Below are 12,299 nucleotides of genomic sequence, written 5' to 3' on the forward strand. Positions count from 1 at the left end.
TCGGCGTCACCGGCCTGCCGGGACGGCACGCTCGGAGGCCCCCGTGATCCGGGCGAGTTCGTCCGGCAGGGGATAGGGGCGTTCCACGGGAAGCATGTCCGTGATGTCCTGGCCGTCGCGCAGTGCCTGACGGATGTCGTGGACCCGGCCGGTCAGGTCGGTGATCCGCAGTGTCCACCGGTCGAGATAGCGGGTCACGGCGTCGCCGGAGAGGCCGATCTGGATCGACCGGTATGACAGGGGATTGTGGCGCGGGCCGCGTTCGGGGTCCCACTGGACGCGCACCGGGCTCTCCCGCAGGCGCCGACGCCAGACCTCGGGATCGACGCCGTCGCCGGGGTGGCTGAGGCAGGAGTGCCGGAGTGCCCACTCGAAGCCCTCCCGGCTGATGTCGACGGCCAGGACCCTGGTCTGACCGGGCTTGGTGGCATAGCCGCAGCGGTACATCATCCAGAGAAAGGAGGGTTTGATCCAGGTCATCCGTTCGCGTTTGAAGGGCGGCACGAACCGCTGGGCGGCGACGGCCGGGTCCGCGATGGCGGGGTCGTAGGCCTGGTAGACGGTGATGGCCTCCTCGGTGAAGGCCGCGCGGATCTGGCGATAGGGGATGGTCATGTCCCCGAGCATGGTGAGCCGTGTGTAAGCCCCGCAACGGGATTTAGCGGGCGGTCACCGCCGGTTTCGCAGCACCTCAAGGCGTTGCCGGTACTCCTCGGCGTCGACCTCTCCCCGGGCCAGCCGTTCGGCCAGCACCTCCTCCGGAGGGACCCGCCCGCCCGCCGCGAGCCAGCCTGTCCGCCGCCCGCCGCTGACGTAGTGGAGCAGCGCGACGATCCCGGCGATGATCAACACCCACAGCAGGATCGTCGTTATGCCCATGACCAGCCAGGAGCCGATTCCGTAACCCCACATCATCGTCGGTCCCCTTCCCGAGAGGTACCTTCAGCCTTCCTCCGCCGAGTCCGTGCGAAAGAGGGCCATTGGTCCCGCGACCGGCGCCGATGGTCCCGGCGCGGCTACCAGCCGAGTTCGTCGCAGCCCCGGTGGTCGGCCGGCTCGATCTGCAGGGTGGCGTGCTCGACGCCGTGGCGGGTGCGCAGCAGGTGACGCGCGCGGTCCAGTACGGCGTGGCCGTCGGCGAAGTCGGTGGCGACCAGGTGGGCGGTGGCCACGTTCATGCCGGAGGTCAGCGTCCACAGGTGCAGGTCGTGCACGTCGCGTACCCCGTCGATGGCGGCCAGGTCCGCGGCCACCGCGGCGGCGTCCATGCCCTCGGGCACGTGCTGGCCCAGGACGGCGAAGACCTGGCGGCCCAGCGACAGGGCACGTACCGCGACGAAGACGCCGATGGCCAGCGCCACGACGGTGTCCCACAGCACCTGGCCGGTGGCCGCGACCAGCCAACCGGCGATGATGACGCCGACCGATCCCGCGGTGTCCGCGACGACCTCCAGGTAGGCGCCCCTGACGTTGAGGCTCTCACCGGCGCCGGAACGCAGCAGCAGCAGCGCGACCAGGTTGACGAGCAGGCCGATGGCGCCGACGACGAGCATCGGGCCTGAGGAGACCTCGGCGGTCTGGCCGATACGGCCGACGGCCTCGACCACCACGTACACCGCGACGCCCAGCATCAGCACCACGGCCAGCAGGGAGGCGAACACCTCGGCCCGGTAGGAGCCGTAGCTGCGCCTGCCGGTGGTGTCGGGCCGGGTGGCGATCTTCGTGGCCACCAGCGCCGCGCCGAGGGTGACCACGTCGGCGGCCATGTGCCCGGCGTCGGAGAGCAGCGCCAGCGAGCCGGAGACCAGTCCGTAGCCGAGTTCGACGACGAAGAAGGCGCCGATCAGCACGAAGGACAGGGCCAGCCGCCTGCGGTGACGGCCTCCCGCGTGTCCCTGGACGTGCCCGTGGCCGTGTCCGGTTCCCATCTCAGCCCTCTCCGTCGCGCTCGGGGTGCAGAAGCTCGGTGTGCTCGATGTGGACCAACGCCACGTCGAGGAGCATCCGCACGTGCGGGTCCGCCAGCCGGTAGTAGACCATCCGGCCCGCGCGGCGGCTGGTCACGACACGGTGGGCGCGCAGCAGCCGCAACGCGTGCGAGGCGGCCGACTCGCTCTGCCCGGTCACCGCGGCCAGGTCGCACACGCACATCTCCCCCTCAAGCAGGGCGACCAGCAGTCTCAACCGGTTGGCGTCCGACAACAGGCCGAAGACGTCGGCCACGTCGGAGAGATCACGGGGGGCGGGCATGCGCTCCCGCACGTCGGCGACCCGGTCGGGATCGACTTTCCTGACGACACATCCGTCAATCGATGGAACATCTGAATAGGTATTCATATGAGCAGATTAGCGAGTGGGGTCACCGGGCTGTCAACCGGTCCGCGTCGGCCGGGCCGGTACGGCGGGTCCGCGGTGGCCGGGTCGGCTCCGTGCTGGTCGGCCCGGCCGGCCCGCGTTGGCCGGTACGGCTGGTCCCTGTTGGTCGGTACGGCTGGTCCGCCCGGTCGGTACGGCTGGTCCGCCCGGTCGGTACGGCGCACGCCGCGGACGGTGGCGCACACCATGGTGCGCCACCGCCGCTCTCTCATCCGGGATCACCCGGCCCCCGCCGCCATGCCCACGATGACGCCAAGGTGTCCGAGAGTGCGGGGGACCTACCCCTGGGTCCCCTTGCGGCGCGTGATCAGCCACGCGCCCGCCCCGGCGAGTACGACGACCGCGCCGACCGGCCACACCCACCCGGGCAGGCCGGAGGTGCCGCTCGGCTCGGACGCGGCGGCCGGAGAGGGCTCGGCGGCGGAGGATTCGGTGGCGGCCGGGGGAGGGACGGCCTCGGAGGGGTCGGCGGAGGCCTCCGCCGTACTCGCCGGTGTGGAGACCGACGGCGACGGGGACTCCGGGGTGGGAGAGGGGCTGTCGGGGTCGGCGATCACGGTGAAGGGGATCTGACCGCTGATGGGGTGACCGTCGGAGGAGGCCACGTGCCAGGCGATCTGGTAACGACCCGGGGCCAGCTGGTCGGGCACCTTGGCGCGGATCGTGCTCCCCTCGTCCGGTGCGTCGAGCTTGGTCGTCTCGTCGCCGGGGCCGGTCAGGACGACCTTGGCGAAGCGCATACGGGAGGAGAACTCCAGGGTGACGGTCTCGGGGCTGGTCACCTTGGCGTTGGCGGCCGGTGAACTGCTCTTGAGACGGTCATGGGCGAACGCCGGTGAGGCGGTGCCGATCAGCACCAGCAGGCAGCCGACGGCGGCTGCCAGGACGGTGCCGACGGTTCGGCGCGGCGATGCCGCCGAGGTCAGGAATGACAAGGTGGGGACTCCCGAAGACGGCCCGGCGATGGCCGGGGCGAAGGCGACGCCCGAGCGTGCGGGCGTCGATGACACGGGTGCGCCGCTCCCCGGAGGGGGCGGCGTCGTCCGCGGGAGGTCCACGGCGGTGGATCGTGGAGGTGGGCCACCGCCGGGCGAGGCCGGAGGAGGGCCACGACGCGGGGGCGACGGGCCGAGGCGTCGGCGGGTCGTCGGAGGCGGCGGACGGCGGCCGGAGCAGTAGGGGCCACGAGGGCCGCAGCAGGCGCAGCATGAGCCAGAAGGCGCTCTCGCCCCGGTGCAGCCACCAGCCGCTCATCGCCCCGACCGCGAGGTGGACCAGCGCCATGCCGACCGCCTGGTGCCCGTGCCCGTCCTGGGCGGCGAATCCGCCGGAGGTGCGGGCGAACAGCTCGTGCAGCAGCACCTGGGCGCCGATCGTGGTGCCGACCACCGCCGCCGGTGGGTGCTCACGGCCGACGAGCGGCAACACCACGACCAGGAGGCCCGCCGCGCCGGCCGCGAGGGCCGCGACGGAAAGCGAGGCCCCCGCGCTGAAGGCGTGCCCGCCCGCCGAGACCGCCAGGCAGGCGGTGGTGAACGCCAACGCCCGTAGCAGGCGCAACGTCATCGGTAAGGGCGGCACATGTCCCATCTTGCCGTCCGATGTCGCATTGGCAACCGCCACGCTGACCCCAGGCCCGACTGGCTACTCTCTGTCATAAGTCGATGACGAAGGGTGATGTACGGTTGTGGGGTGATCGCACCGATGCGACGAGCCGTACAGCGCGCGGGCCTCTCCCTCGTGCTGTGCCTGGCCGCGCTCGCGGCGGCCCTGCTCGCGCATCTGATCCTCTCCGCCGCCCACACCCAGGTGGCGCACCACCATCACGGACCCGGCCCGGGGCAGTCGGGCATTTCCGTCGCCGTGGCCGGTTCACCGCGGGAACGGGTGCCGGAGCGCTGCCCCGCCCCCGATCCGCCGGAGCACGACCACAGCCTGTGCGGGGCGGCGACGGTGGCGCCCGCCACCGAGGCGCGCCCGCTGTCGTCCGGTCCCTTCACCGGCCTGCCGGTCATGGCGTCGCCGCAGGCCGCACCGGCGCCGACGACGCGGCGCGCACGACCGGTCCACGCCCTGCCCGGAACCACCGTGCTGATCTCCAAATCCGTCTTCCGCATATAGGCCGTCCCGTGCGGGCGCGCCCTTCGACGACTCACCTTCCGGTCCGAGCCGTGGCTTCGGCGTGCCCGAGAACCAGCCGACCATCTCACGTCCACGGGAAACGGATCATGACAGACACACTCAGCGAAGCGCGGACCATCACCCCCGTCCTCAGCCGGTTGGTCACCGGCGGCACCTGCCACACCCTCGAACACGTGGTCGGTAACACGCCGACCCTGTGGATCCCGGACATCGCCGCGGGCACCGACCGCGGATTCTGGGCCAAGCTGGAGGGAGGCAACCCCGGCGGCATCAAGGACCGCTCCGCCCTGTACATCGTCGAGCGCGCCCGCGAGCGCGGGCACCTGGCTCCCGGCGCGCCCATCGTCGAATCCACCAGCGGAACCTTCGGGCTGGGACTCGCCCTGGCGGGCATCGTCCACGGCCACCCGGTCACCCTGGTCAGCGACCCGGGCCTGGAGGCGCCGATGCGGCACCTGCTGGCCGCCTACGGCGCCCGCGTGGTCACCGTCACCGAGCCCCACCCGGCGGGCGGCTGGCAGCAGGCCCGCCGCCTGCGGGTCGGGGAACTGCTGGCCGAGTCTCCCGGCGCCTACTGTCCCGACCAGTACGCCAACCCCGACAACGTCGCCGCCTACACCTCGCTGGCCACCGAACTGGCCGGGCAGCTTGGCCGGATCGACGTCCTGGTCTGCGCGGTCGGCACCGGCGGCCACAGCGCGGGAACCTTCCGCGCGCTGCGGCGTTTCCACCCTGACCTGCGCCTGGTCGGCGTCGACTCCGTCGGCTCGACCATCTTCGGCCAGCCCGCCCGCCACCGCTTCATGCGCGGCCTGGGCAGCAGCATCCATCCACGCAACGTCGACTACGCGGCCTTCAGCGAGGTCCACTGGGTCGCCCCGGCCGAGGCGGTGTGGGCCTGCCGTCGCCTGGCCGCGATGCGGTACGCGACCGGAGGCTGGAGCGTCGGCGCGGTGGCCCTGGTGGCCTCCTGGCTGGCGCGTACCTCACCCGGCCACACCCGGATCGCGGCCGTCTTCCCCGACGGCCCCCACCGCTACGCCGAGACCGTCTTCAACGACGACTACTGCGCGGCCCACGGCCTGTGCGGTACCCCGGCGGCCGACCCCGACCGGATCGGCCATCCGACCGAGCGGGAGGTGACGCGCTGGACCCGGTGCGCGAACGTGCTCGACCCCGTGGGCCTGCCCGCCGTACAGGGGAGCGTCGTGCCCGCCGTACAGGGAGACGCCGCGCGGGGGAACTCCGCGCGGGGAGGCGTCACGCAGGAAGCCCCCGTCCCGGGAGGTCCCGCGCCGGGCGGCCTTCCGCCGGGAAGCCCCACACCGGAAGGTCCTGAGCCGGGAAGTCCCACGCTGGGGGACCCCGCGCCGGGAGGTTCCGTTTCGGGAGGCCGCAGGTGAAGAGCACCCTGGCCCTGACCCGCTCCTTCGAGCGTCCCATACGGCTGCTGCTGGTCAACCAGCTCACCATCAACATCGGCTTCTACATGCTGATGCCGTACCTCGCCGGGCACCTGTCGACCACCCTGGCCCTGCCCACCGCGCTGGTCGGTCTGATCCTGGGCGTGCGCAACCTCAGCCAGCAGGGCCTGTTCCTCCTCGGCGGAACGCTGGCCGACCGGCTGGGCTGCAAACCCCTGATCGTCGCCGGTTGCGCCCTGCGCACCGTGGCCTTCGCCCTGCTGGGGGTCGCCGACTCCCTGCCGGTGCTGCTGGTCGCCTCGGGGTTGGTCGGGCTGGCGGGCGCGTTGTTCAACCCGGCGGTGCGCACCTACCTCGCCGCCGAGGCCGGGCCCCGAAAGGTCGAGGCCTTCGCCGCCTTCAACGCCTTCTACCAGCTGGGCATCCTGATCGGGCCGCTGATCGGCCTGGTGCTGGACGCGATGGCCTTCAGCGTGGTGTGCCTGACCTCGGCGGCGATGTTCGCCGTCCTGACCGTCGCCCAGGTGCGGGCCCTGCCCGCACGGGCACCGTCCCGCCCCGACGACGAACGGCGGCGGCCCGGTGTGCTGCAGGACTGGCGCGCCGTGCTGACGAACCGGTCCTTCCTGCTGTTCTCCCTGGCCATGACCGGTTCCTACGTGCTGGGCTTCCAGGTCTATCTGGGGCTGCCGCTGGAGATCCGCAGGGTGAGTTCGAGCGAACTCGGCGTCACCGGCGTCTTCGTGGTCTCGGCGGTGCTGACCGTCGTCCTGCAGGCCAGGCTGACCGCCTGGGCGCAGGCGCGCTGGCGGCCACCCCAGGCCATCGCCAGGGGTCTCGCCCTGATGGGCCTGTCCTTCGTGCCCGTCGCCGTGAGCACCCTGTGGCTGCAGGGGCCGGTCCCACCGGACTCCGTGGCCTGGGCGTTCACCCTGGCACCGGCCCTGACGACGGCGGCCCTGCTGAGCGTGGCCACCATGATCATCTATCCGTTCGAGATGACGACCATCGCGGTCTTCGGCGGTGACCACGCCGTGGGCACCTTCTACGGCCTCTACAGCACCCTGGCCGGAATCGGCATCGCCACCGGCAACCTGCTCACCGGATGGACCCTGGACGTCGGCGCGCGCCTCGGCCTGCCCGCCCTGTCGTGGCTGGCCCTGACGGTGATCGGTCTCGCCTGCGCCACGGCCGTCGCCGCCCTCGACCGTACGGCGGGCCTGCCCCAGCCCGCCCAGGCCGTCACGGCGTAACGCGCCGGGTGCGGGGCGCGGGGGGCGCCTCCCGCGCCCCGCGCTCAGCTCCCCATCCGGCGCGCCAGGTCACGCACCGCTCCGGCCAGCAGGTCCACCTCGTCCCGCGAGGTGAACAGCGCCGGGGTCACCCGCACACAGGCGCCCCCGACCAGCCCGCCACGACGAACCGTGAAGATCCGGTACCGGTCCATCAACTCGGTGGTGATCGCGGCGTTGTCCGCCTCGGACGTACGGCCGGCGATCCGGAAGGCGGTGATGGCACCGTACATGCCGTCCTCCTCGGGGGTGAGGACCTCCACGTTGGGCACCTCCAGCACCTGGCTCACCCAGCGGTCCCGCAGGAACCGCAGCCGCGCCTGCTTGACCGCGGCGCCCAGCCGGTCGTGGAAGTCCAGGGCGGCGCCGACCGTCAGGACGGGGGCGACGTCCTGGGTGCCGCAGTGCACCCGGGAACGGATGTCGTCGGCGGGATAGGACTCGTCGCAGAAGGCCGGTTCGACGTCGGCCAGACGGCTCGCGCGGATGTGGATGAAGCCCGTGCCCAGCGGCGCTCCAACCCACTTGTGCAGGGAGAACACCCCGAAGTCGGCCCCCAGGTCGGCCATCGTGAAGTCCAGATGCCCCCAGGAGTGGGCGGCGTCCACGATCACGTCCACGCCGCGCTCGCGCGCCATCGCGACGATCCGCTCGACCGGTGTCACCAGGCCGGTGATGTTGTTCATGTGGCTGAGCAGCAGCAACCTGACCCGCGGGTGCTCCTTCAACGCCGTGGCGTAGGCGTCGAGCACCGCCTGCCGGGTCGCGGGCTCCGGGATGGTCAGCCGTTCGACCTGGACCCCCCGCCGCTGCCGTAGCCAGTTCATGGCGTACCGCCCACTGTGGTAGTCCAGGTCGGCGTACATCACCGCGTCGCCCGGCCGCAGCCGCCGATACCCGGCGATCAGCAACTGCAGGGCCTCCGTACCGCCCCGGGTCAGGGCGATCTCCCCGGGCTCCACCCCCACCACGGCCGCCACCCGCCGCCTGACCTGCTCCGCCTCGTCCTTGTAGGTGGTGCGCAGCAGGTGGGAGCTGTACTCGTTGAGCCGGTCCGTCGCCCGGTGGTAGGCCAGGCGCACCGGCTCGGGCATGATCCCGTAGTAGCCGTTCTCCAGGTTCACGAAGTCGTCGCTCACCCGGTACTGCCGTGCCACCGACCGCCAGAAACCCTCGTCCCGGGCGACCTGTTCAGGCGTGACACCGGCCGGTGCGACCGGGACCGGCGTGTCGTTCCCCCGACCGGCGAGGGCCGACGCGTCACCCCCACGACCGGTGAGAGGTACGGCCAGCGCCCCCAGCACGGCCACCATCCTCCGCCTCGACAGGCTCCCCGAAACGTTCATCGAACACCTCCACGCCGACCGGTTCGTCATCACACTGTGCGACCGACCGGCTCCGGGACCGGGCATTCGCGCGGTACGGGCGTGGCGCGGGGCCTGCGGGCCGTACGCCCCACGGGCCAGGTCCGGCCGGTCGCCCGCGACGCCGCTCCGGCGGCGGGTCGGTCATGGAACTCCAACCATGGGCACTGTTTGTTTGGAAGCAGCTACGAAGAGAAGTCGCTCATGATCGGAATCGCACCGCCGACACGGCGGCGTCGGCCTTGGACGCGAGCCGTCGTCGCGACGGTGTCGAAGCCGTATAAGGGGATTTTTGGGTTTTTCCTGGCCTTTGGTTGGAGGGGGTGGGGGCAGCACGGTTTCATGGCAGACCTTCCCTTTCATGACCGTGCCGACTTCGACAACGCCGACCGTGGCTTCGTCGCGAAACTCAGCCCCGCCCTGGTGAAGGGGGCCGACGGGAAGGTCGTCTGGGACAACGACGTCTACGCCTTCCTGGACGGCGACTGCCCGCAGGACGCGCATCCGAGCCTGTGGCGGCAGGCGCAGCTGTGCGTCAAACAGGGGCTGTTCGAGGTGACCGAGGGCGTCTACCAGGTACGCGGGCTGGACCTGTCGAACATGACGATCGTGGAGGGCGAAACCGGCGTCGTCGTCATCGATCCGCTGATCTCCACCGAGTGCGCGGCGGCGGCGTTGCGGCTCTACCGGGACCACCGGGGCGACCGGCCGGTCACCGGCCTGATCTACACCCACTCCCACGTCGACCACTTCGGCGGAGCCCGCGGTGTGACCGACGGCGAGGGAATCCCGATCCTGGCCCCGGCCGGCTTCATGGAGCACGCCGTCTCGGAGAACGTCTACGCGGGCACCGCGATGAACCGCCGGGCCCTGTACATGTACGGCCAGCTCCTGCCGCGCACCGCCGAGGGCCAGCTCGGCTGCGGACTGGGGATGGGCACCTCGGCGGGTACGGTCACCCTCATCCCGCCCACCGTCGACGTCACCCACACCGGGCAGGAGGAGACGATCGACGGGATACGGATCGTCTTCCAGCTCACCCCGGGCACCGAGGCCCCGGCGGAGATGAACTTCCTCTTCCCCGACCGGCGGGCCCTGTGCATGGCCGAGAACGCCACCCACAACCTGCACAACCTGCTCACCCTGCGCGGCGCCGAGGTCCGTGACGCGCGGGTCTGGGCCCGCTACCTGGACGAGGCGATCACGCTGTTCACCGACAAGGCCGACGTCGCCTTCGCCTCCCACCACTGGCCCACCTGGGGCAGGGACGACATCGTCGCCTTCCTGTCGCAGCAGCGTGACCTGTACGCCTACCTGCACGACCAGACCGTACGGCTGATGAACCACGGCCTGACCGGCGTCGAGATCGCCGAGACCATGCGGATGCCGCCCGCCTTGGAGCAGGCCTGGCACACCCACGGCTACTACGGATCCGTCAGCCACAACGTCAAGGCGATCTACCAGCGCTACCTGGGCTGGTTCGACGGCAACCCGGCCCACCTGTGGGAGCATCCGCCCGTTCCGCAGGCCAGACGCTACGTCGAGTGCCTGGGCGGCGCCGCGGCCGTCGTCGCACACGCCCGCCGCTACGTGCGCGAGGGGGACCTGCGTTTCGCCGCGACCCTGCTCAACCACGCCGTCTTCGCCGACGAGGACAACACCGAGGCCCGCGAACTCCTGGCCGAGGTCTACACCCGCCTCGGGCACGGCGCCGAGAACGCCACCTGGCGCAACTTCTATCTGGCCGGTGCCGCCGAACTGGCCGACGGCCCCTCGGCGGGTACGGCCGACACCACCTCACCGGACATGCTCAGCGCGCTGTCCGCCGAGCAGATCTTCGGCTCCCTGGCCATCCGCGTCAACGGCCCGAAGGCGTGGAACGAGCGGTTCACCATCGACTGGCACCTCACCGACCTGGACGAACACCACCGCACCACGATGTCGAACGGCGCGCTGACCCACCGGCGGACGTCGCCGGGGGAGAGCGCCGACCTGACGCTACGGCTGACCAGGCAGCGGCTGCTCGACCTGATCGTCGGGGGCGGCTCCGGCGGTCTTGACGGCATCGACCATGACGGGGACGCCACCGTCCTGCGGAGGCTGGGCGCCGTACTGGAGGAGTCCACGCCGGACTTCGCCATCGTCACCCCCTGAGAGGCCGCCCGAGCGGTCGGCGGCATGGCTGACGGTCCGGCCGTTCGCCCGGTCGGCGGACTGGCTGACGGTCTGACCGCCCGGCCGGGCGGCGGGCCGGTTGACGGGGGCCCAGGCCGCCGCCAGCATGCCGCCCAGCAGGCCCAGGACCATACCGGCCAGGAAACCGCCCAGGTTGGAGTAGACGAAGGAGGCCAGGGACAGCACCACGCTCACCAGGCCGAGGAAGACCCGCTGGCCGGGCTGCAACCAGATGAGCACTCCCGCGAGCACCATGACCAGCGCGACCAGGTAGCCCGCTCCCACCGCGCCGAACATGACGGCCACCGGCAGGGCGTCGATCGTCAGGGAGACGGACAGCAGCTCCAGGCCCGCCGTCACGATGAACAGGCCGCCCCAGAAGGGTCGTGAGCGCCGCCACGATCTCATGGTCCTCCGTTCGCGGGTCAGAAGCGGTTCGCGGGTCAGAAGCATTCGTGCTCGCCGCGCAGGATCTTCAGCCCGAGGTCGGGCAGGCTCAGCGTCGCGGCGGAGACGGCCCGCGCGCTCAGCCGTACGTCGTGCAGGGTGAAGGTCCGGCTCTGGCCGCCGAAGGTGCCCGCCGGGCCTCGGGCGGCGGGCACCCCGTTCAGGGTGGAGGCGTCGCGGCCCAGCTCGACGCCCCGCAGCGTGGCCGCGCCACGGGCCGCCGCGGTGTCGATCACCATGTCCTCGATCGTCACCTCGTTGCCGTCCTGGCCGCCGGTGATCCTGATGGTCACCGTGCCCACGGGGGTCCGCACCAGCGCGCTCTGGCACAGGCCCTTGGCGAACGCCCGCCGTACGCCGGTCACGATGACCGGGATGGCCTGGCCCTCCCGGTCGCGCACCACACCGGCGGACAACGTGAAGTCCTGCCCGCGCAACTCGTCGGTGAAGAGCTTGAACGCCTGCCCTGAGACGACGAACGTGGCGCCGACGACCCCCTGGGCGACGGCGCCGACCAGCAGCGACGTCACCGCCGCGACGGGAAGGAGGATCAGGAGGAAGCGCCTCCAGCGCACGCGCCCCTGCTCGGCCATGATCGCCCCTCACCACCCCGGAAGAGCCGGCGATTCACCACGGAACGCCGTGGCCCGACCCGTTTCAGATCATGAGCGGCATTCGCCGAGCCTGTCGACGCACACGCCGGACCCCCCACCACCTATGACCCGAAGCTGGACAACCTTTCCAAAGACCGGAAAGATCTCTGAACCACACCGGGCCAGGGACGCCGGAGGGCTGTCTCAGGGAAGGCGGTCGCCCCTGCCGATCGGCCCGTACCCGCCAACCCACAGGATCGCGACACCGGAATGCCGCCGGACCCACATGCCCCCCTCTGTCCGGCCGCGGTGGCCGCTACGGCGGCGATCGAGCCGCGGTGTGTTCCGAATGCCATGGAGAAAGGCCGCCACGGCGGAGCGCCACTGTGCGGCAGGTTGGAGGTGACCATTCGAGCCGTCGGTCCCGCGAAGTGAACAGCTGTTCCAGGAAGGCGTGTTGAATCTCGTGACGGACATTGGAAGAAG

12 protein-coding genes and 1 pseudogene are annotated in these 12,299 nt (G+C 71.5%); 4 read left to right on the plus strand and 9 right to left on the minus strand.

Features of this window, described 5'->3' with window-relative positions:
* Positions 1 to 6: 6 nt before the first annotated feature.
* From ACFOYY_RS04730 to ACFOYY_RS04755, 6 genes are all read right to left on the minus strand, one after another.
* A complete protein-coding gene (locus tag ACFOYY_RS04730) occupies positions 7 to 615 on the minus strand; it encodes a DUF4291 domain-containing protein (RefSeq protein WP_362914913.1) in 609 nt (202 codons plus the stop codon).
* 54 nt (positions 616 to 669) lie between these two features.
* Positions 670 to 915 carry an SHOCT domain-containing protein gene (locus tag ACFOYY_RS04735; protein WP_352015664.1) on the minus strand — a complete coding sequence of 82 codons (246 nt, stop codon included), beginning with the start codon at positions 913 to 915 and terminating at the stop codon, positions 670 to 672.
* Between the two features lie 101 nt (positions 916 to 1,016).
* Positions 1,017 to 1,928, minus strand: a complete 912-nt coding sequence (locus ACFOYY_RS04740; protein ID WP_362780019.1) for a cation diffusion facilitator family transporter — start codon at positions 1,926 to 1,928, stop codon at positions 1,017 to 1,019.
* Between the two features lies 1 nt (position 1,929).
* On the minus strand, positions 1,930 to 2,337 hold the full coding sequence (locus ACFOYY_RS04745) for an ArsR/SmtB family transcription factor (protein ID WP_362780016.1): 408 nt from the start codon (positions 2,335 to 2,337) through the stop codon (positions 1,930 to 1,932).
* 317 nt (positions 2,338 to 2,654) lie between these two features.
* On the minus strand, positions 2,655 to 3,233 hold the full coding sequence (locus ACFOYY_RS04750) for a copper resistance CopC family protein (RefSeq protein WP_362780014.1): 579 nt from the start codon (positions 3,231 to 3,233) through the stop codon (positions 2,655 to 2,657).
* Positions 3,196 to 3,957 carry a hypothetical protein gene (locus ACFOYY_RS04755; RefSeq protein ID WP_352015668.1) on the minus strand — a complete coding sequence of 254 codons (762 nt, stop codon included), beginning with the start codon at positions 3,955 to 3,957 and terminating at the stop codon, positions 3,196 to 3,198. The genes ACFOYY_RS04750 and ACFOYY_RS04755 overlap by 38 nt, the downstream gene beginning before the upstream one ends.
* Before the next feature lie 111 nt (positions 3,958 to 4,068).
* Here ACFOYY_RS04755 and ACFOYY_RS04760 point away from each other — a divergent pair, with 111 nt between their 5' ends.
* The 3 genes from ACFOYY_RS04760 (at position 4,069) to ACFOYY_RS04770 (ending at position 7,195) form a co-directional block, all read left to right on the plus strand.
* Positions 4,069 to 4,497, plus strand: coding sequence for a hypothetical protein (locus ACFOYY_RS04760; protein ID WP_362780011.1), 429 nt, complete (start codon positions 4,069 to 4,071; stop codon positions 4,495 to 4,497).
* 107 nt (positions 4,498 to 4,604) lie between these two features.
* Positions 4,605 to 5,921, plus strand: coding sequence for a PLP-dependent cysteine synthase family protein (locus ACFOYY_RS04765; protein WP_386188146.1), 1,317 nt, complete (start codon positions 4,605 to 4,607; stop codon positions 5,919 to 5,921).
* The gene (locus ACFOYY_RS04770) at positions 5,918 to 7,195 is read left to right on the plus strand and encodes an MFS transporter (RefSeq protein ID WP_386188148.1); all 1,278 of its coding nucleotides are present in this window, start codon (positions 5,918 to 5,920) and stop codon (positions 7,193 to 7,195) included. The genes ACFOYY_RS04765 and ACFOYY_RS04770 overlap by 4 nt, the downstream gene beginning before the upstream one ends.
* 44 nt (positions 7,196 to 7,239) lie before the next feature.
* On the opposite strand, the gene ACFOYY_RS04775 is transcribed toward ACFOYY_RS04770, so the two are convergent.
* Entirely contained in the window at positions 7,240 to 8,580 is a 1,341-nt protein-coding gene (locus ACFOYY_RS04775) for an aminotransferase class V-fold PLP-dependent enzyme (RefSeq protein WP_386188150.1), read from the minus strand.
* A 360-nt stretch (positions 8,581 to 8,940) separates the two neighbouring features.
* Here ACFOYY_RS04775 and ACFOYY_RS04780 point away from each other — a divergent pair, with 360 nt between their 5' ends.
* On the plus strand, positions 8,941 to 10,752 hold the full coding sequence (locus ACFOYY_RS04780) for an alkyl/aryl-sulfatase (protein WP_386188152.1): 1,812 nt from the start codon (positions 8,941 to 8,943) through the stop codon (positions 10,750 to 10,752).
* 120 nt (positions 10,753 to 10,872) lie between these two features.
* Here the strand turns inward: ACFOYY_RS04780 and ACFOYY_RS04785 are convergent.
* Both ACFOYY_RS04785 and ACFOYY_RS04790 read right to left on the minus strand, forming a co-directional pair.
* Positions 10,873 to 11,226 (minus strand): annotated as a pseudogene (locus ACFOYY_RS04785) (DUF6114 domain-containing protein); the annotation flags it as partial.
* Positions 11,217 to 11,813, minus strand: a complete 597-nt coding sequence (locus ACFOYY_RS04790; protein WP_386188155.1) for a DUF6230 family protein — start codon at positions 11,811 to 11,813, stop codon at positions 11,217 to 11,219. The pseudogene ACFOYY_RS04785 and the gene ACFOYY_RS04790, both read right to left, overlap by 10 nt.
* Positions 11,814 to 12,299 lie beyond the last annotated feature (486 nt).

It is taken from the genome of Streptosporangium jomthongense, from assembly GCF_042650425.1.
Taxonomy (GTDB): Bacteria; Actinomycetota; Actinomycetes; order Streptosporangiales; family Streptosporangiaceae; genus Streptosporangium.